This is a genomic window from Streptomyces sp. NPDC048637 (assembly GCF_040650675.1).
In the GTDB taxonomy this organism is placed as follows: domain Bacteria; phylum Actinomycetota; class Actinomycetes; order Streptomycetales; family Streptomycetaceae; genus Streptomyces.
Genome location: NZ_JBEZHQ010000056.1, coordinates 1 through 20,276 on the forward strand (window position 1 = coordinate 1; position 20,276 = coordinate 20,276).

General features: G+C 72.4%; 12 protein-coding genes and 1 tRNA gene. 2 read left to right on the forward strand and 11 right to left on the reverse strand.

Annotation, left to right across the window (positions count from 1 at the left end; translation table 11 throughout):
* Positions 1 to 183 precede the first annotated feature (183 nt).
* Positions 184 to 1,752 carry an MFS transporter gene (locus AB0C46_RS37680; protein WP_362833625.1) on the reverse strand — a complete coding sequence of 523 codons (1,569 nt, stop codon included), beginning with the start codon at positions 1,750 to 1,752 and terminating at the stop codon, positions 184 to 186.
* 139 nt (positions 1,753 to 1,891) lie between these two features.
* Between AB0C46_RS37680 and AB0C46_RS37685 the strand changes: the two genes are divergently transcribed.
* The gene (locus AB0C46_RS37685; protein ID WP_362833626.1) at positions 1,892 to 2,755 is read left to right on the forward strand and encodes an alpha/beta hydrolase; all 864 of its coding nucleotides are present in this window, start codon (positions 1,892 to 1,894) and stop codon (positions 2,753 to 2,755) included.
* Between the two features lie 274 nt (positions 2,756 to 3,029).
* Positions 3,030 to 3,101, forward strand: a tRNA-Cys gene (locus AB0C46_RS37690).
* Between the two features lie 214 nt (positions 3,102 to 3,315).
* Here AB0C46_RS37690 and AB0C46_RS37695 read toward each other — a convergent pair.
* The 10 genes from AB0C46_RS37695 to AB0C46_RS37740 form a co-directional block, all read right to left on the reverse strand.
* A complete protein-coding gene (locus AB0C46_RS37695) occupies positions 3,316 to 4,563 on the reverse strand; it encodes a DNA sulfur modification protein DndB (RefSeq protein ID WP_362833627.1) in 1,248 nt (415 codons plus the stop codon).
* Between the two features lie 630 nt (positions 4,564 to 5,193).
* The gene (locus tag AB0C46_RS37700) at positions 5,194 to 6,723 is read right to left on the reverse strand and encodes an ABC transporter substrate-binding protein (RefSeq protein ID WP_362833628.1); all 1,530 of its coding nucleotides are present in this window, start codon (positions 6,721 to 6,723) and stop codon (positions 5,194 to 5,196) included.
* Complete coding sequence (locus tag AB0C46_RS37705) at positions 6,720 to 8,840, reverse strand: ATP-binding protein (RefSeq protein WP_362833629.1); 2,121 nt, start codon at positions 8,838 to 8,840, stop codon at positions 6,720 to 6,722. The genes AB0C46_RS37700 and AB0C46_RS37705 overlap by 4 nt, the downstream gene beginning before the upstream one ends.
* 844 nt (positions 8,841 to 9,684) lie before the next feature.
* Complete coding sequence (locus tag AB0C46_RS37710) at positions 9,685 to 12,012, reverse strand: xanthine dehydrogenase family protein molybdopterin-binding subunit (RefSeq protein WP_362833630.1); 2,328 nt, start codon at positions 12,010 to 12,012, stop codon at positions 9,685 to 9,687.
* A 73-nt stretch (positions 12,013 to 12,085) separates the two neighbouring features.
* Positions 12,086 to 14,344 carry a 2Fe-2S iron-sulfur cluster-binding protein gene (locus AB0C46_RS37715; protein ID WP_362833631.1) on the reverse strand — a complete coding sequence of 753 codons (2,259 nt, stop codon included), beginning with the start codon at positions 14,342 to 14,344 and terminating at the stop codon, positions 12,086 to 12,088.
* Positions 14,341 to 15,237: an FAD binding domain-containing protein gene (locus tag AB0C46_RS37720; RefSeq protein ID WP_362833632.1), complete on the reverse strand. Its 897-nt coding sequence runs from the start codon at positions 15,235 to 15,237 to the stop codon at positions 14,341 to 14,343. The genes AB0C46_RS37715 and AB0C46_RS37720 overlap by 4 nt, the downstream gene beginning before the upstream one ends.
* 337 nt (positions 15,238 to 15,574) lie before the next feature.
* On the reverse strand, positions 15,575 to 17,281 hold the full coding sequence (locus tag AB0C46_RS37725; protein ID WP_362833633.1) for a beta-N-acetylhexosaminidase: 1,707 nt from the start codon (positions 17,279 to 17,281) through the stop codon (positions 15,575 to 15,577).
* Between the two features lie 761 nt (positions 17,282 to 18,042).
* The gene (locus AB0C46_RS37730; RefSeq protein ID WP_078568732.1) at positions 18,043 to 18,336 is read right to left on the reverse strand and encodes a DUF3039 domain-containing protein; all 294 of its coding nucleotides are present in this window, start codon (positions 18,334 to 18,336) and stop codon (positions 18,043 to 18,045) included.
* Positions 18,337 to 18,606: 270 nt separating this feature from the next.
* The gene (locus tag AB0C46_RS37735) at positions 18,607 to 19,287 is read right to left on the reverse strand and encodes a hypothetical protein (protein ID WP_362833634.1); all 681 of its coding nucleotides are present in this window, start codon (positions 19,285 to 19,287) and stop codon (positions 18,607 to 18,609) included.
* Positions 19,288 to 19,498: 211 nt separating this feature from the next.
* Positions 19,499 to 20,170 carry a YqgE/AlgH family protein gene (locus tag AB0C46_RS37740; RefSeq protein WP_362833635.1) on the reverse strand — a complete coding sequence of 224 codons (672 nt, stop codon included), beginning with the start codon at positions 20,168 to 20,170 and terminating at the stop codon, positions 19,499 to 19,501.
* Positions 20,171 to 20,276 lie beyond the last annotated feature (106 nt).

Genomic DNA, 20,276 nt, shown 5'->3' on the forward strand with positions numbered 1-20,276 from the left:
GGGCAGGGGTGTGGGACGTAAAGCGAAGCAGTCCCACACCCCTGCCCCGGAGGCCCGTCACCGCACCCCGACAGCCCCGCGCAGCGGACCCCGCCCGCCGCAGGCGCAACGGCGAGACAGCCAAAAACGTGGGGCCGAGGCAAAGCGCAGCGGACCGGCGGGAAAGCCAAAAACGTGGGAGGACTACTTAAGACGGTACGCCACCGCCGAACCGACCAGCGCGACCAACGCCATCGTCGCGAACACCGCCACAAACGCCGCCGGATGGCTCACCGCGCCGGACGCGGCGCTGACCGTGGCGGCATGCGCAGCGATCTCGCCGCCGCCGAACGCGACGAACAGCACACCGCCGATCCCGACAAAGGTGACATTGCCCAGCGCATCCGACATCTGCAGGGACGCGGAGTTGCTGCCGGCCTCCTCGGGACGGGACAGCTTCAGCAGCAGTACGCCGCCGCTGGAGATGTTCAGGCCCATGCCGAAGCCGCCGACCGTCCAGGCCGCCGCGACGATCCCGGCCGGCACCCCGTCGACCAGGGCCAGCGGCACCGTCACGATGGCCACCGCCAGCAGCACCATGCCCAGGCCCATCAGCCGCTCCCGGTACGGCTCCAGGCGCGGCCGGCTCTGCACATACGAACCGAGCGCCCAGGTCAGCCCGCCGCCGGTGAGGGAGAGCCCGGCGAGGGTGGCGGTCAGTCCGCGCTGGGTGACCAGCATCAGCGGGATGAAGCTCTCGGCGGCGACCAGCGCCCCGGCGGCAAGTCCGCGCATCAGCACCACGGACGGCAGGCCGCGCGCCGCCCGGAACGTGCCGCGGGGCAGCAGCCGCACAATGCCCGGCGCCAGCAGGGCCAGTCCGGCGGCCGCGGGCAGCAGCGCGAGCCAGGACGGGTGCTGGCCCGCGTACTGCAGCAGGCAGGCGCCCACGGCGACGGCCAGCGCGAGCAGACAGCGCCGGCTGCCCAGCACCTGCCGCACGCCGCCCCGCGGGCCCGGCCCGGTCCGCGGCAGGGTGCGCAGCGCGGGCAGCATCACCACGAGCGGCAGCAGTATCAGGACGGGGATGGCGAGGAAGACCCAGCGCCAGCCGAGCTGTTCGGTGACGGTCCCGGCGACCAGCGGGCCGACGATCACCGGCACCACCCAGGCCGCGGAGAACGACGCCATGATCGACGGGCGCAGCCGCTCGGGATAGGCGCGGCCGACGACCACATAGAGCGAGACCACCACCAGTCCGCCGCCGATGCCCTGCACCCCGCGGCCCACGATGAACGTCCCCATGCCCTGTGCGACGCCCGCGACCAGCAGCCCGGCCCCGAACGCGGCGATCCCGGTGAACAGCGGTCCGAGCGGGCCGCGCCGGTCGCTCCACTCCCCCGCGAGCGCCATCGCGAACAGGCTCGCCGTGAAGAACGCGGAGAAGCCGAAGGCGTACAGGCCGATGCCGTCCAGGGCGCGGGCGGCGACCGGCATCGCGGTGTTCACGGCGCTCGCCTCGAAGGCGACGAGCGAGACGACGGAGATGATGCCGAGGGTGAGCGCCCGATGGGCCCGGCCGAGGATGCCGCCGTCCGGCCCGCCACCGCTGTCGTCGGCGGACCGGGCGGGGTGGCCGGGGGTGGCGGTGACCTCTGCACCAGGTGCGGTGCCGGCGCCCTCGCCGGTGCCGATGCGAAGGTCGGGGCCGGTGCCGAGGTCGGGGCCGGTGCCGGTGCCGGGGCCGAGGTCGTGGGGGCGGTCAGCGGTCATCGGGCCAGCGTAAGGGCCGTACGACGGCTGTGCCCCTGGCGGCGGACGGAGATCGGGTCGGTCGTCGGTCGTACGACGACCGGCCCGCACGACCGCCGCCGACCCGCCCTCGTCGCCGCTCGTCGGGCAAGCTGTCCATATGCCGCACTTCCGTACGTACGACGATGCCGAGCTCCACTACCGCGTGCTCGGCCCGGCCGATTCGCCCCTGCCGCCCCTGGTGTGCCTGGCCGGCGGACCCGGGCGGGACGCCGCGTATCTGGGCGACCTCGGCGGCCTGGCCGCACACCGGCAGCTGATCCTTCCCGACAGCCGCGGCACCGGCGACTCCCCTGCCGCCGCCGACCCGTCCCGCTATGCCTTCCCGCAGCTCGCCGAGGATCTGGAGGCGCTCCGCGCGCATCTGGGCCTGGAGCGGTTCGCACTGCTCGCGCACGACGCGGGGGCCGCGGTCGCGCAGGCGTACGCGGCGGGGTACCCGCAGCGGCTGACCCGGCTGGTGCTGGTCTGCCCCGGCTCCCGGTTGCAGGGCGAACTCCCCGACGACGCACAGGAGATCTTCGCCTCGCGCAGTCACGAGGAGTGGTGGCCCAAGGCCTCGGTGGCGCTGCAGCAGCTGGCCGAGGCAACCGATCTGAGCGAGGTGCGGGAGCTGCTGTTCGCCGCGGCCCCGCTCGCCTACGGGCGGTGGGACGAGGCACAGCGGGCCCATGCCGCCACGGAGGGCGCGCAGTTGGGGCCGGTACCGCGGGCCGGGTTCTGGCAGGGCGTGGACGAGCAGCTTCGCTCGGCCCTGCTGGCCGGGCTGCAGGAGGTGACCTGCCCGGTGCTGGTGGTGACCGGGGACCGGGACGCGGTAACCGGTATGCGGGCGGGCGAACTGGTGGCCGCGTCCTTCCCGGACGCGCAGGTGCACCCCCTGCACGGGGTGGGCCACTATCCATGGGTGGACGAACCGGACCTGTTCGGTCCGGTGGTGGAGGACTTCCTGCACGCAGTGTGAGGACCGTGCCCGCCATGGCGGGCACGGCCATGGCATGGCGGGCACGGCCATCGGCGTCGTTCATCACGACCTGGTCGCCATACGGGACACCCCCGCCACCCCTCTGACCGCCGGCCCCCCAGCCGAGCTTCATGAACCCCTTGTTGCCCCGTGTTGCCCCGTGTTGCTCCGGGTTTCCCTGCATCACCCCGCATTGCAGCCTCATGCCACCCCGCCCCGCACCCTTGCCGGGCACCCTGCCCCGCGGCCTACAGTCAGGACAGCACCGCAACCCGGCCGTGTGCCCGAGTGGTTCAGGGGCTCGCCTGCAAAGCGAGTTACGTGGGTTCGAATCCCGCCACGGCCTCTAGCGCCTGCACCAGGCAAGACGAACAGGCGGCACCCTCGAAGGGGTGCCGCCCTTTCGTTGTCCGTCTCAGTTCCCGTCTCGGTTCCCGTCTCAGTCGGCGTGCTGACGCACCCCATGGTTCAGCTTGAACACCAGGCGGTACCCACGCCGACAGTCGCCATCGGTCCCGCTCAGTCAACAACCGAGGGAAGGGCGTGCACTGCCTCCGTGGCTACTTCGACAGGAAGGAGAGCTCCTCGTCGTCCAGGATGATGCGGGCCAGCTTCATCCCAGCGCCTTCCCACGCAGTTCGGCCGGCCGCCAACTTGCCGGTTGCGGGCTCGATGAGGTTACCGACGAAGATACTGTCGTCCTCGCTCAGAGGCTCGTCCGCGGTGGCCTTCTTGATCTTCTCGTCGAGGATGCGCGCGAAGTCCACGTCATCCAAGGCCCTTACGGCCAGCGGAATGATGCTATCGATCTTGTCCTTCAAGTCCGGGTCGGCGGAGTAAGACAATGCCGCAGCCGCGCTCTTGACCAAGTAAACGGCGTAGGCAATGGCGTAGAGCACGCCAGCCGACAGGAGGTAGGTCGCTTCCCGAAGTTCCGCGCCCTTGACCTCTCCCTCGATCGCATCAGCGAACCTCGTCATCTCACCCAGGGCAGTCCAGAAGGCGATCAATTCGTCACGCGACTTCTCTCCCTCTTCCCCTTCCCCTTCAAAGCGGCCATTTACCGCCTTGTCCATTGTCGAGGGCGTGCGGTACTTGTTACCGACCAGAAGCAGCCCAGAGACGTAGCGAACGGTCTTGAAGGAGAACAGCTTCGCGGAGAGTTTGCCAGGGTTGTCCTTGAGGTACTCGACCCGATCCTCAAACACGGGGATGCTGTCGAACAGGTCGCTGAGTTCCCGGTTGATCGGCTGACGACGGTCCATGGACTGGCCGAGCGACTGAGTCGGCGCCTTGACGTTGCGCTGAAGGTCGGCAAAGTCTTGCGCCCTACGCTTGTGATCGTCTTCGATAACGATGATCAAAGGCTGGCCCGAGTCCTTGAGTCGCTCAATAATCGGGTCATCGTCGTCACGGTTCTGCACGACGTCCTCGTACGCCCCGATCCGGTGCTGACCGTCGCCGATGTCAAACTTGGCGCCGATGTCGACCGAGAGAAGGCCGACCTGGGCGGCGTCATACTCGGTGGTGACGCCGGGGATTGCGTGCGGCGTGAACGTGGCCTCCTTTGAGGCGAGGTAGAGCACTGCGGCACCGAGAACGAAGTGCTCCTCATCCTCCAGGTACTTCACGATGCCCTTGAGGTGGTTGGTGTCGCGAGGACGGTTACCGTGAGCGTCCGTCTTGACCGGATTCCACGCGGCCGGCTTCGTCACCATCGTCACCAGGTCAGGCGCACTCATCGCGGTGGTCATCATCTGACGTCCACCCTGCATGTAGCCGATCACCGGAATGTGGATCTTAGGCATAGCGGCCCCCTTGACTACGCCAACGACAGTTCCCCCCACGGAAACTGATTTGCCATCGGCGCATTACTTGAATCTACTACGCCGATAATCCGACTCCAACCGGTCAATCAACACGTGCAACTGATGGCCGGCTTCGATCAAATGCCGACCGAAAGAGCGTAGCCGTTGGCATATCGCGCGTAGAAAGCTGCATTTCACGCGTAGGGGCTGCGGTTGCTGAAGCGAGGAGCGGGCCAGGAAGGACTCCGCGCTGCTCCCTGAGCTCTGCTGCACCGGCCAGTGGCAGCAATCGTCCGCCCTTCACCCACTGCCAGATACTCCGAGCAAGGTCATCCGCCGGACGGGTTCCGGGCAGCCGTGGTGGCTGCCCGGAACCCGCTTCCCCCCTCCACTCGGCCCAGTCCCTGCGATGGGACGGACTACCGCCGTGTTCCTCGGCGAACACCCAACCACCTTCCGTTGGGGTTCGAATCCCGCCACGGCTTCCACTGCCTCGACCAGGCAATACGGAAGGTTGGCGCCCCGGAAAGGGGTGCCGCCCCGGAGAGGGGTGCCGCCCTTCCGTTCGTGCGTCTCACGTCCTCGGGCCGCGCAGCAGGGGCCGGCTGAGCCGCCATGCCGCGCCCGCCCCTATCGGCCGGCGGACAGCGCGGCCACGAAGCGGTAGATGTCGCCGGCCTCGCCGGTGTCCGTCGGGCGGCGCAGTTCCACCAGCGCCAGCGGGCGCTCCACCGGCTCGCCGGTGTCCGGGTCGAAGGCTATGTAGCCACTGACGCCACGGACCCGGGACCTGCCGTTGGTCTGCTCCAGCATGGCCAGGACCATACGGGCGGTGACCTGGCGGGTGCCGTAGACGCCGACGGCGTTCCGGGCCGCCTTGCCGATGGTGTACGTGGCGTCATGGCCTAGCATCGCCTGGCCGCTGGCGAGATCTGCGGTCAGGCCGCCGACCTCGCTGCGGTAGGCACGCTCGAAGTCGGCGAACGGGCCGTTCCCGGCGCCTCCGTAGACCTCCTTGGATATCGCGGGGTGGGTGAAGGCGGTGTAGTAGACGGTCAGTTGGCTGTGTTTCCAGCGCTCGGCGAGGGTGGCGAGCTCGGCGCGGTGCCGGTCGCCTCCGGTGTCGAAGTAGACCCCCAGCGCACTGGAGCCGGAGAGCACCGTCGTACGGCAGTGCCGGCCGCCCTCCCCAGCTGCCTCGATGAACCGGCGCAGCTCCCGCCCCCGGCCCGCGAAATACACCACGTCCGGCGGCTTCGGGTCACCGCAGACCTTGTCGGCGACCAGGGACAGCGCGTTGCCCGCCGTCGCCTCCTCGTCCTCCCCGGAGCGGAACGGGATGACCTCGTCGTCCACGTCGAGGCCCGCGTGCCGCGCCGCCGCCGAGAAGTCCTCGTAGAGCGAGGTGTTGTAGTTGTCCTTCTCGTTGCCGTCCCTGATCACCTGGACGCGGTAGCCGGGGTGCTTGCGCTGCTGCTCCTTGAGGTAGCCGGCGGCGGCCGCAGTCTGGTCGCGGTTGGGGAAGGAAACCCGGTAGAACCCGGCCGTACGGGAACTCAGCCCGTCCGCCGCCACGGTCGCACCCACCATCGGCAGCCCGGCGGCGCGCAGCCGCTTCACGGCGCTCATCGTACGGTCGTTGCTCTGCCCGAAGCCCGCCACCGCGACCAGGCGTTCCTTGTCCTTCATCGCGATGAGCTGGTCGACGACCTGGCGCCAATGGCGGTCGCCACGGCCGGTGTTCGCGAGCAGCAGCCGGATCTTGGGGAGCGTCGAGCGCTCGGCGTTCAGGGCGCGCTGGGCGAGGTAGGCGCCACTGATGGCCTGCCGGGTGGCCTCCGGCCCGCGGTCCGCGGAGCCGCCCGCCATGGCCTCGAGGTAGGCGATGGCGACCGACCGCTCGCCGGACTTGGCAACCTTGTCGTTCTCGGCGCGGATCCGGTCGCTCAGTGCCTTCAGGTTCCCGAAGGCGTACGTACCGTCCGTGACACCCACACACTCGCCGTCGGCCACCTCGCGAATGCCCTCCCCGCAGCGGCCGTTCCTCTCGACGATCTGCACCACGGCGGCGGCCACGACCACCGCCACCACCAGCACCGAGACGATCCACAGCCCCCAGCGGCGCGGGGGCCTGGGCGGTTCGAAGATACGGGCGCTCACAGCCACGGCTCCTTCCCGTACTGCTTCGCCTTCCGCAGCAGCGCCGAGGTCCAGGGCACGCTGTCGGCATGCACCGCGAGGGTGTGGAAGCGTGCCTGGATCTCGCCGTACAGCTCGGCCCCCGGGTCACCGAGCGGATCGCGGTACGGATCGCCGACCCGGTCCGTACGGGGATCGTCCGGCGGCTCGGGGCCGATCCAGACGGCCGCGAGGAGCCGGGTGATGGTCCGCAGCCGCTGCTCCACGGCTCCCTCGCCGAGGTGCTCCACCAGTCGCTCGTAGCGCTCCCAGAGCGGCCGGCCGAGGGCCGGTCCGGCTTCGGTGAGCGGGGCGCGCCGCAGTCGGCACAGCTCCGCGCACCACTCCTCCGGGGCGATCCGGTCGAACGCGTCGTCCAGATAGGCGGCCGCCGCGGCGAGATCACCGCCCGCCAGCGCGTGATAGGCCGCGGTGGCCTCCTCCCCCGCTGCGGCCGCCCGGTCCCGCAGCGCCGCATGCACCGCCCGCCGCCCCCGGATACCGGCCGCCCCGCCACCACCCCCGTCAACACCCCCGGCCGTTCCACCTGCCGTTCCACCTGCCGCTCCGCCTGCCGAAGCGTCGGGCTCGGGGACCGCCGCGAGCCGGCGCAGCAACAGCAGACGCAGCAACGGGTGGGGAGTTTCCGTCCGGCCGTCGGACTCCTCGTCGCCGCTGTCGAGATGCATGGTGCGCAGCACGTCCGTACAGAAGTCGTTGAACTCCTCCTGGACGCGGGCACTCGACTCGTCCCACAGCACCCGGCCCGCCTGCGCCTGGGCCAGGTCGACGGCGGCCGCGCCGCGGGCCAGCGCCTGCATCAGCTCGCCGCTGGCATCCATCGGCAACAGCCGCTCCAGCAGGGCGTCGACAAGGTCCGAGGAGGGCTGCAGGACCTGCCGGAGCCGCGCCTCCCAGCCGTCGTCCGCCGGACACTCCAGCAGGGCCGCCAACAGCTGTGCGGTGCCCGCCGGATGCCCCCGGGTGAGTTCGTGCACCACCCAGCCCAGCCATTGCACACCGTTGTCGGCAGCCGGCACCGGCACCCGGGGGCCGGCCGACCGCAGCGCCTCCTTGGCCTGCTGCTCGACCTCATGACGGACCAGATCGCGCAACCGGCCCACCACCAGCCCCTTCACGACCTGCTCCGGAACGAACCTGTCCTCCTGCGCGGGCCACCGTCCGGGCAGCGCACCGGGCCGCCGCGGCCCGCCGAACGCAAAGCCCTCCAGCGCCGCCGGATAGCTCCCCGCCGTGGCGAACACCAGCAGCGGATCGGGCGCCCCGGCCTTTCGCCGGGCGTCCAGCAGTGCTTTGAGGAAGTCGTTGCCCAGCGGACTGTCGACGTTGTCCAGCAGCACCAGGCACTGCGTCGTACGCCGCTTGTCGCCGCCACGCGAGCCGTACGCCCGCCGCAGATCGTCCAGGAAGGCATCGAAGAGCACCGCCTCGGCCCGCTGTCGCTCGGCCGCCTCGCGGTCGCCGTAGCGCTGGTTGAGGTCGATCAGGAAGCCGTCGACGGAACCGCCGCCACGGCTGCGGCGCCCGATACGCGCCAGCTGCCAGCGCACCCGCAGCCGCACCCAGTGGCGCCGCCACTCCGGCAGCAGCGGCAGCGCGGCGGTCACGGCGGTCGGGGCGCCCAGGACCGTCGCGGCATACGTGGCGAGCTGGTTGATCACCTCCGAGCGGCTGCCCGGCGGCCCGACCAGCGCCTCTTCCATCTGCCGTACGGCGGCGTCCCGGTCGGCCGCGTCCATCCGCGCCGCGACCGCGATCGTCAGCAGCCCGAACGCCGGGAAGCGCAGGCGGGCGAAGTCCCTCTTCGTCTCGTTGAGCTGGAAGACCAGAGCGGCCAGCACATCGATCGGTTTGCGGCCTTCCTGGCCCAGCGCCGCCAGATCGAGGCGGGCCACCGGGGCCCGCCGGGCCCAGTCCGCCAGATGGCGCAGCACCGTCGTCTTCCCGCTGCCACGCGGCCCCAGCAACAACGTGGCAGGCAGTTCGGTCCGGCTGCCCGGCCTGCGCACCAACAACTCCTGGACGTACCGCTCCACCGCCCGGTCGCGCCCGGACTCCCCCGCCCATTCCTGCGGCATCCCGCTCCCCCTCGACCTCGCGAATCCCTGCGATCCCCGCGATCCCCACGACCGGCCAGCTCACTCCGGCCGCCCCAGGATCCTCCAATTCCCGTCCCCCGCAAGCACTTTGACCCCACCAGGCGGTTTTCCTCCCCTCGCGCGACGCCATCTCGCCCACTGGAAATCACTCTAAGTGGCACCACTGACAATCTCCGTGACGGAGGGTGAAGCTGCAGGTCACCGACCGATCGCCACAGGAACGCGCACGAGGCACACACCCAGCCCCTGCACCGCTACGCCGCCGCTCACCCCCACCGATCCGCGGGCGCAGACGCCACACCCCGCCACACCACAGACCCACCAACCGCGACACAGACCGCCATACGCCCCCACGCCACAACCCACCGGCCGCTACAGCCCCACACGCCGCCACACCACAACCCACCGACCGCCACAGCCCCACACGCACGCCCCCACGCCAGGCCACAACCGCCCCGCGCACACGCCCCTCACCTCAAACCGACCCACATACACCCGCCCACCCCCCGAAGGGGGGTGGGCGGTGGGGAAAAACGAAAACAGCGGGTGGGCGGCTCGGGAAAACCAAAGCAGCGGGTGCGTAGTTCGGGGAACACCAAAACAGCGGGTAGGTGGACTGGGGGAAACCAAATCAGCGGGGTAGGCGACTTGGGGTCAGGCCAAAACAGCGGGTGGGTGTACTGGGGCAAAAGCCGCAACAGCGGCTGGCCAACAGACGAAAACCCCAAAAGGCGCACGGCCCATCAGCCAAATCCGCAAAGGCCCGCAGGCCTCCGACCCCCGCCCTCGCGCTCTCCCCCGCCCCCGCCCTCGCCCCCGAGTCCTACTGCTGCACCACCTGGGCCACCGCCGCCTGCGGGCGGATCGGGAGGCGGCCGATGGGGCGGCCGGTGGCGGCGCGGACCGCGGAGGCCACGGCGGCCGGTGCGGTGACGACCGGGACGGCGCTGGCGGGCTTGGCGCCGAAGGGAGCGACCACATCGCGCTCCTCGACGAGCTTGACGATGCGGATCTCCGGAGCGTCCAGGGCGGTCGGCAGCGCATAGCCGGTCAGGTCGGGGTGGCGGACCTGGCCCCGGGTGGTGCGCAGATTCTCCATCAGGGCGGCGCCCATGCCCTGGGTGACCCCGGCCTCGATACGGGCCCGCAGCTGGCGGGGGTTGAGCACCCGGCCCACGTCCTGGGCGACGGTCATCTCCACCACCCGGATCGTGCCGAGCTCGATGTCGACATCGGCGACGCAGCGGATCGCGCAGAAGGCGAGGCCGACGAACGCATCGCCCTGGCCGCCCTCGTCCAGCGGCTCGGTCGGATGCGGCCGGCACTGGGCGGTGGCCCACAGTTCCTTGCCGTCCAGCGCCTCGGCGACGGTGGTGCTGAGCACCCCGTCATAAGAGGTGATCTTGCCGTCGTTGATCTGCAGCAGCTCCGTGGACATCCCGAACTTGTGGGCCAGCGGCTGCAGCAGCTGGGTACGGACCATCTTGGCGGCGCGCTCGACGGCGCCACCGGAGACCCAGGTGTGCCGCCCGTGGCAGGCCGCTCCGGCCGGCGGCTGGTCGGTGTCGACGCCCGCGACATGCACTTCCTCGACGCCGAGCGTCTCCTGCACGATCTGCCGCGCCAGCGTGGAGAACCCGGAGCCGGTCTCGACGGCGGCGCAGATGACGGTGGCGACCGAGCCGCTGACCTTGACGGTCGCGGTGGAGACCTCGTCGGTGCCCTCCGCGCCGAGCATGTGCACCATGCCCAGGCCATAGCCGACGCCACGGCGCACCGCGCCCGGCTCGCCCGCCCCTTCGGGCCCGCCCGGCAGCAGCCACTCCGCTTCGGGCGCGTCCTTGGGCAGCTCGGGAAGCGGCGCTTCCTTGACGGCGTCGAGGAGTTCGGCGACCGGGGCGGGGCAGGTCACGGTCTGCCCCGTGGGGAGCAGATCACCGGTGGCCATGACGTTGCGCAGCCGGATCTCGTCGGGCTCCAGGCCCAGACGGGCGGCCAGCTTGTCCATCTGGCCCTCATAGGCGGCGCAGACCTGCATCGCGCCCTCGCCGCGCACATGGCCGGACGGCGGGTTGTTGGTGCGTACCGCCCAGCCGTCGACGACGGCGTGCGGGACGACGTACGGGCCGCAGGAGAAGGAGACGGCGGCGGCGAGCGCATCGGCCGAGGTGTCGGCGTAGGCACCGGCGTCCATGAGGATCTGTGCCTCCACCTTGACCAGCTTGCCGTCGGCGTCCGCGTGGTGGCGGTAGCGCAGCAGCGTGGGGTGCCGGTGGGCGTGCGAGAGGAAGGACTCCTCACGGGTGGCGGCGAGCTTGACGGGGCAGCCCGTACGCAGCGCCAGCAGACCGAGCGAGAGCTGGATGCCGGGGTCCTCACGGTCGGCGGTGGCGCCGGGAACACCGGTCACCACGACCTTGACCTGCTCCGGTTCGAGTCCGAAGGAGGCGGCGGCCAGATCGCGGTCGGTGTGCGGATCCGTGGAGGCGGTGTAGATCTCCACGCCGCCATCGGGGCGCGGCACCGCGAGCCCGGCCTCGGCCCCGATGGGCGCCGGGTCCTGCCGGCCGATCCGGTACAGCCCCTCGACCATCACCTCACCGACGGCCTCGGCGTCACCGAAGCGGAGCGGGATGTGCCGGATGAGGTTGCCGTCCGGGTGCAGCGGCTCGGCCTCGAAGGCCAGTTGGGGGTCGGTGACCGCGTCCAGGACCTCGTACTCGACGGCGATGGCGGCGGCGGCCAGCCGTGCCGTGTCGGGGTGCTCGGCGGCCACCGCGGCGATCGGCTCACCGTGGTGGCGGACCTCGTCCTTGGCGAACACCGGGCGGTCGGCGGTGCCCCGGCCGTGCCCCGTGTCCCCGGGGACGTCCTCATGCGTGACGATGACGCGTACGCCCGGCATCTCCACCGCGTGCTTGGTGTCGATCGACAGGATCCGCGCGCGCGGGTGCGGCGAGCGCAGCACCGCGGCCCACAGCAGCCCTTCGGCCCACAGGTCGGCGGCGTACGGGAAGGTGCCCTCGGTCTTCGCCGGCGCGTCGGCGGGCGGCAGCGAGACGCCCAGGCCGTGCAGCGGCTCCGCCGGGATCTGGACGCCCGCCGCGGGGGTCGCGGTAACGGCACCTGCGCCGTCGGACGTACCGCTCATGCCGAAACCTCGCTTCGCTCGGCCTCGCATTCGCTCAGCGCGCACCTCTCCATCATTCGCTCGCTACGCTCGCTCATGCGGAGCCTCCCGTGTGCGGATCCTGGTCGTGCGGGGCGTGGCCCGTTTCGTCGGCGGGGCCCGCCTGGTGGGGAATACGGGCAGTGTCCGCGGGTGCCGTCCCGTCCGGTTCGTCCGCGGGCGCATAGGCGGCCTCGGCGGCCTCCGCACGGGCCTTGACGACCTCGTCGACGGCGTCCAGCACGCCCCGGTAGCCGGAGCAGCGGCACAGGTTGCCGCACAGCGCCTTGCGGGTCTCCAGCTCGCTGGGGGCGTGGTTGCCCTCCAGGAGGTCGTGGACGGTCATCGCCATCCCCGGTACACAGAAGCCGCACTGCACCGCACCGGACGCGGCGAGCGCGCGCTGCACGTCGGAGGGCACACCGTTCTCCGCGAGCCCCTCGACGGTACGGACCTCGCTGCCCGCCGTGGTGGCCGCGGGCACCAGGCAGGACGCCACCAGCCGGCCGTCCACCTGGACGGAACAGGCCCCGCACTCGCCCTGCGAGCAGCCGTCCTTGGCGCCCGCCAGGCCGAGGCGCTCGCGCAGCACATAGAGCAGGGATTCGCCGATCCAGGCGTCGGTGACCGGCCGGTCGATGCCGTTCACCCGCAGGACGTAGGAGGCGGCGGGGTGTTCGTCATGGTCGTCGAAGCCCGGATCGGCCGCGAGGTCGGAGACGTGCGCGGCGGCGGCGAGCCCGTCGACGAGGCCGGTGGGCTCCTCGGCACCCGCGTCGGCGCCCGCGTCAGCACCCGTGGGTTCCCCGGTATCCGTGGGTTCCCCGGTCCCCGTGGGTTCCCCGGCAGCGGCGGGGTCGGGGGCGGCGTCGCCGGAGTGCTCGGCGTTGCCGGGGGAACCGGCAGTGTCGGCGGCGTCGCGCGGCTCGGCGCCCTCGCCAGGGGCCACCACGGGGGCGGCAGGTTCGGTGAGGTCCGCAGGCTCGGTGTGCGCACCGGGCTCCATGGGCTCCACGGGCTCTACGGGCTCTACGGGCTCCATGGGAGCGTCCGCCACTCCGTCGGCCTCCGGCACGGCGGGCGAGGCGGGCGCCAGGGGCCCGGCCGCGTCGGTGATCGCGAACTCGCCGGAGTGCTCCTGCTGTTCGCCGTCGGCCGCCGGGAGCGTCCAGCCGCCCGCGCCGGGCGCGTCCGCCGCCGCATCGGGACGGTCCGCCGCCTCCTGCTGGTGCGGCGTCCCGTCGTGCGGGGGCGGCGCCGTCTCCGCGGCCGGCGGCCACTGGGCGAGCGCATCGGCCGGCAGCGACCAGTGGCCGGTCGCGTCGCCTGCCGCGGCGTTCCGGCCGGCGGCCGCGTCCGTGGCGTACGGGTCGTCGGCCGGCGGACGGCCGTCTCCGGGCAGTTCGCCGCCCGGCTCGGCGCCGTGGCCCCGGAGACCGCTCTCGTGCGCGTACGGGTCGCCCGCAGGGCCGCCGAAGGGGTCGTGGCCCGCTCCGCCGTGCCCGGCCTGCTGCGGCTCCGCCGGGTGCGTCTCCGGCGCGCTCGTGGCGCTCAGCCCGGCGGTGAAGTTCCAGTGCCCGGTCCGGGCGGCCTCGCCGGTGTCCGCCGCGCTCCCGGCGTCGCCGTACGCACCGGCGTCCGGGTAACCGGCGCCGTGGTAACCGTCGGCGACACCATGCACCTGATGCCCTGGATGGCCTGGATGGCCCGAATGACCGGGGAGGCCCGGGTGGCCGCCCGTAAATCCCGTATGCCCCGTCAGGCCGTCGTCGCCGACCAGATACTCGCCGGATTCCTCCAGGCCGTCGTCCGGCGCCGCGGGGACCGACCAGGTGCCGGTGCCACCCGCTTCCGGGCTGCCCGCCACGGGCCACTCCACGGAGTCGCCGCCCCACGGCTGGGCCGCCTCGGGCGCGCCGCCCCGGTAGCCCGCCGAGGGGTCGTGGTGGGGCGCGTGCTCCGTATGCGCCGGGTATCCGGCGGTCGGGTCCGCGTAACCGGCCGAGGGGTCGGCGAACGGCATCGTCCACTGGCCGGTGGACGACGGGTCGGCGCCCGCGTCCGCGACCGGCGGGGCGGCGGGGTGCGAACTGAAGGAGGCCGGCGGGGTGTAGCCATGGCCGGGCGCGGCGAGCGGCTCGGGGCCCGGGGTGTTGTACCGGGGCGATCCGCCGCCGTAGACCCCGGTGGTGAAGCCCTCCGGGAGCTGCACGAAGGCCGTCGCCTCCGACTCGTACTCGCCGCCCTGGGGCAGCGGCTGCCAGCCCTGATCGGGGTGCGGCTGGTACGGATGGCGGTTGTCTGCGTCGCTCATGAGAGCGCCCTCCCAAGTGCGCGGCGGGCCAACGCTGCCACCGTACGGCGCAGGTGCAGTGCGGCAGGCGGCAGGGTTGCCGGTTCCGAGCCGTCCTCGGGCGGTGCCGGGTCCGGGATGCAGGCGGCGGCGACATAGTCACCGAAGGCCGTCAGGGCCTCGGGCACCAGGCCGCGTTCGCCGTCCCAGTCGATGAGCGAGGCCACCCACTGCTCGGCCTCCAGGGGGCGCAGCGGCATGGCAGCGACGGCGCCCACCGCGCAGCGCACACCACGCCTGGCCGGGTCCAGGACGAGCGCCACCGAGGCGGTGGCGCGGCCGGGGCCGGTACGGCCGGTCGCCTTCAGGAAGGTCTGCGGGGCATGCAGCAGCGGCACCCGTACGAAGCCGACGAGTTCGCCGGGGCCCAGCATCTCCCGGCCGGCCAGGAGGTGGCTGACCGGGATCTCGCGGCGGCCGCCCCCGGGGCCGGCGATGATCACCGTGGCTTCGAGGGCGGCGAGCACCGGGAGGGTGTCGCCCGTGGGTGCGGAGGTCACGATGTTGCCGCCGAGGGTGCCGGCGTTACGGACCTGCGGCGGGCCGGCCGCGCGGGCGGCGGCGGCGAGGCCCGGGATCAGGGCGGCGAAGTCGGGGCGTCCCATACGGGCGAGGGTGAGGCCGGCGCCGAGCAGCGCATGGCCGTCCAGGTACTGCCAGCCGCGGATCTCGCTGATACGGCCGAGGCCCACCAGGGCTGCGGGTCTGAGGAGTCCGGCATTGACCGCCGCCATGAGATCGGTGCCGCCCGCGACGGGCACGGCGGCAGGCATGGCCGTGAGCGCCGCCACCGCCTCGTCGAGCGAGGCCGGCAACGTCACCGTGTGCGACGCGTGCGGTGCGTGCGTGGTCAAGCCAGCTGCCCCTTCCCCGGTGTCCCGGCAGTTCCGCTCCGCCGTACGGTACGTGCTCGCAGCCCGGACGTGGCAACTCTGGCACATCTTCCCGGGCCCTCGGCGCGAGGGTCCACGAAGCGACGATCCGTCCCCGAACAGGCTGCTGGTCCGGTTTCGTCCGCCGCAGCGGTCCGGAACTGCGGTGCGGTGCGTCCGGCGGAGGCGTCCCGCGGGTGCGTCCGGCGGGCGCTCACCGTCGTTGCGGCGGCGGCCGGTGCGGCGGAGCGGGGGGAACCGCCGTACCGCACCACCGTCCCAGGGACCGGCCGCACGAGCGCCCTCCTTGCACCAGGGCTCACACGTTTGGGGGCGCCCCGTCGATCGGGCGTCCGAGCACTCCGGGGCGTTTCTGCCAGGGGAGGGGGCCGCCGGGCGGGCGGTAGCCGACGCCGAGGGCGTCGAGGCGGGTGTAGTGGGCAGCCATTCGCCGGGTGAAATCCTGGTAGTCGCGGTCGGCCGGGGCGGGCAGCTGCGACCAGGCGACCTCGGCGAAGGCGGCCAGCCGTGGAAAGACCTGGTAGTCGAGGCGCTGCTGACTGTCCATGACCTCGGTCCAGACGTTGGCCTGGGTGCCCAGGACGTGCGCGGCCTGACCGGCCGTGAGCTCCGGCGGGACCGGCTCGAAGCGGTAGACGTCCTCCAGGGTCCGTACAAAGCCGATCGGCACCGGCTCGTCCGGGGAGGGGTCCTGACGGTGATCCAAATACACCTGCTGTTCGGGGCACATGACGACGTCATGGCCGGATTTCGCGGCTGCGACACCGCCCGCGTAGCCACGCCAGGAGGAGACCGCGAAAGGGGCCGCGCGCTGCGCGTCGGGCAGGGGGATGGCGGGCGGCGGGCGGGAGCCCTCGGCCGGTCCCCCTGCCAGGACATCGTCCCAGCCGATCAGCCGCCGGCCGCGGTCGGCGAGCCAGCGGTCGAAGTGCCGGATGAACCAGCTCTGCAGCTCGTCCTCGCCGGCCAGTGACAGCTCGGCGATCCGCGCCTGGGCGGTGGCGGACGCCCGCCACTGGTCCTTGGGGCACTCGTCGCCGCCGATGTGCACGAACGGCGAGGGGAAGAGGCCGAGGACCTCCTCGAGGACGTCCTCGTAGAACCGCAGGGTGTTGTCGGTGGGGGCCAGTACGTTGGGGTTGACGCCCCAGGTGTCCCAGACCTTCAGGGAGGTGGTGTCGATGACGTCGGTGTTGCCGAGTTCGGGGTACGCGGCGATGGCGGCTTGCGAGTGTCCGGGGATGTCGATCTCGGGGACGACGGTGATATGCCGCTGGGCGGCGTAGGCGACGATCTCGCGGATGTCGTCCTGGGTGTAGTAGCCGCCGTGCGGGCGCTCGTCCCACAACGGGGAGGCCCGGTGCCCGAGTTTGGTGCGCTCCCGCCAGGCACCGATCTCGGTCAGCTTCGGGTGGCGCAGGATCTCGATCCGCCAGCCCTGGTCGTCGGTGAGGTGGAGGTGCAGGACATTGAGCTTGTGGGCGGCGAGCAGATCGAGACAGCGCAGCGCCCCGTCCTTGGGCAGGAAGTGCCGGGCGACGTCGAGCAGCATGCCGCGCCAGGCGAAGCGGGGGCGGTCCTCGATCGTCTGCTGCGGCAGGACGGCCGCGCACCCCGGTGCGAGCGGCGCCCGGCGGAAGGCGTGCGGGCCGAGGAGCTGCCGCAGCGTCTGCGCTCCCCAGAAGACGCCGGCTGGGCTGCCGCCGGTGATCCGTACGCCCCAACGGGCGTCGGCCGCCAGCCGGTAGCCCTCCTCGGGGAGGGCCGGGTCGAGGGCGAGGGCGAGGGTGTCCGCCGACTTGCCGGAGCCGGGCGGCAGCGGCAGGCCGAAGGCCTCGCCCAGGGTGGCGCGCAGCCAGCGCGCAGTGTCCTCGGTGCCGGGCCCGGCCGCCAACGCCGTGTCCTCGTCCAGGCGGACGGCGCTGCGGTAGGGCCCGTCGATGCTCAGCGGCGCGGGGACCAGACCGCCGCCGGGTGCCGTGGGGGTGCTGTCCGTCTCCGGCATGCCGTCCGTCCTTCACCGCGGCGGACGGCCCAGGACCGGTCCGGCCTGTACGAGTGCGCAGATACGGGTGCGCAGATACGAGTGGGCGGATACGAGTAGGCAGATACGGGTGCGCAGAAGCGAAGACCAGCGCGGGGGTGGTCGTCACGGGCGATGCTGCCATGTTCCCCGCGCCGTTCGCCCCGTCCGGCGTGCGGAAGACCGGCCGCGCCGGGCGGGGTGGAGTGCCGGGTGGGGCCGGTGAGGGGGACGTGGCACGCGGGAGCGCCGTGATGGCGGAGCGGAGGTGACCGGCGCACGGAGGTGGCGGCGGGGACGCGGGCTGCGCAACTCCGGGAAGATCGCAGGTGGTTGTGCGCCCCGGGCGCCGGGACATCGGCCGTGCTTCCGGTCCAGGAAGCGGCTGCCGACCGCGCCGCGGTCCGCCCAGCATCCCGACCGTGGCGAGGTTCCACCCAGGAGCCCGACTGTGCCGCGGTTCCGCCCAGGAGCCCGGCCAGGCCACGGTTCCGCCCAGGAGCCCGGCCAGGCCACGGTTCCGCCCAGGAGTCCGGCCGGGCACGCGGACGGGCCCGGTCCACGCGGGACCCGGGCCCGTACCCGAGGCGGGGCGCCGTCACCGCAGGACGACGGCTGTGTCCGGCGACTCTTCGGCTCTCCGACTCTTCGGCTCTGTTGTGCTCGTGCGGCTGGACTCGTGCGGCCGTGCTCATGCGCTGACGGAACGGGCGGGGCCGGCCGGTCGGGCCGGCCCGCGGCGGTTACTTCTTGCCGCCGTCCTTGCCGCCCTTGTCCTTGTCGCCACCGGCGCCCATGGACTCGAAGATCTCCTTGCACATGGGGCAGACCGGGTACTTCTTCGGGTCACGACCCGGGACCCAGACCTTGCCGCACAGCGCCACGACGGGGGTGCCGTCGAGCGCGCTCGCCATGATCTTGTCTTTCTGGACATAGTGGGCGAAGCGCTCGTGGTCGCCGTCGCCGTGCGACACCTGCGGTGTCGGCTCTACGAGGGTCCCCGTACCTGCCCCGCGCTCGGGCTCAACAGTGCTCATAAAAGCCAAGGGTACTCACGCGCGCCGCAACCCGGGAGCCTCGGCCCGCCGCCAGGTGGAGCGCCAGACCCGCCGCCGCCACCCCGGCGGCCACCCAGGGCAGCGCGTACGGCGCCAGCCCCGCCCCGAGCGCCAGCCCCACCCCGAGCGCCGGCCCGCCGAGCGCGGAGCCGGCCGCGCTGCCCAGATGGCGGGCCGAGCGCTTCTTCGCCCCGAGCACCCCGGACGCGCCCGGGAGGGGACGGTGACCAGCCCCTCCCCCTGCGGCTCCTAGGAAGCCACCGCCATCCCGCCCCGGTCCCCGGCCGTCAGCCCCAGCTCGGTGGCGAACGCCAGCGCGGCGTCCGGCCGGACCTCGTACCAGGCGTCCTGGCCGCAGACCGTGTCGAGCAGGGTGGTGATGTCCTGGGCGCAGACCGTGCGGGCCTCGGCGGCGGCGAGGAAGGCGCGCACCGCCGCCCTCGCGTCGACCTCGGTCTCCGTGCGGGCCACGAGGTCCTCGGCGATCTCGCGGATCGCGTCGTCGCCGGGCGCGACCCAGCTCATGGCCGTCTCCAGGCCGTCGTCCGGCATCTTCTCGGGATACGGCGCGCGGGCCCAGGCGCCGTCCTGCCACCAGTAGACGAAGCCGAAGAGATTGCCGTCGGCGTCCTCCCGCAGCTCCTCCCAGGGCAGCCACTCGGGGCCGCCGTCCAGAAAGTCGATCTGCCGGCCTCCGCTGTGCGTGTGACTGCCGTCGGAGTCCTGGCCGCACAGCAGGGCCCGGCCGTCCTGGAACATCTTCAGCCGCCACCAGTAGCTTCCGCCGACGTTCCAGCACTGCAACCCCTGGTCGCTCCAGGAGAATTCGTCCCCGTCGTCCACGGCGGCCGCCACTACCGCCAGCGTCGCGGCGCGCGCCCACAGGCGCTCCGGGTGGTCCAGATCCTCGGGCACGCTCGGCCTGTGCATGGCCTCTCCCCGTTTGTCCAGCACGGCCCCGCCGACGCGGCCGCGCACCGTCCCCTGTCATCCCGCACCCTAGCGACGGGGACTGACAATTCCCCATGCCGAAGCCGTCACAATAATCAAGTCGTCAACAAAAACGGGGCGGTGGCGCCCCCGCCGCCTCGCCCCCGCCGTCTCGCCCCGGCACCGGCCGCGCGCGCAGCGCCCGACGAGTTCAGTTCAGCGACGGATCATCCGGATAGGTGGCCACCATCGCCAGCTCATTGCGCTGCCGGCGCAGCACCGCGCGCCACAGCTGCTCCGGATCGGGCGAGGAGACATCGCCGGGCTCGGACTCGACCACGTACCAGGCGCCCTCGACCAGTTCGTCCTCCAACTGACCCGGCCCCCAGCCCGCATACCCGGCGAAGATCCGCAGACTGCCGAGCACCGCCGCGAGCAGCTCCGGCGGGGCCTCCAGATCGACCAGGCCGATCGCACCGTGCACCCTGCGCCAGCCCAGCGGCTCGTCACCCGACTGCACGCCCGCCCGGTCCGCGGCCGGTGCACCGGCCATCTCCGCGCCGTCGTCATGGGGGCGGACGCCGCCGTCCACCGACGGGATACCGCCCTCACCGGACAGGCCGCCCGGCACCACCGCCACCCCGAGCGCCGAGTCCAGCGACACCGGACCGCCCTGGAAGACCACCCCTGGCTCACCGGCCAGCGCGGCCCAGGGCGCGAGGATGTCCGCGACGCCGACCGGGGTGGGACGGTTCAGGACCACGCCGAGGGAGCCCTCCTCGTCGTGGTCGAGGAGCAGCACCACCGCGCGGTCGAAGTTCGGATCGGCGAGCGCGGGGGTCGCGACAAGAAGCCGGCCTGTGAGCGAGGACACCTCGGTCATGGCCACATGATCCCGCACTTCTGCCCGGAGCGGGGAGTCAACGCCCGGACCCGCGCGAGAGCAGGGCAGGGCGTACGGCGGCAGCACCGGCGCACACCATCGGCAC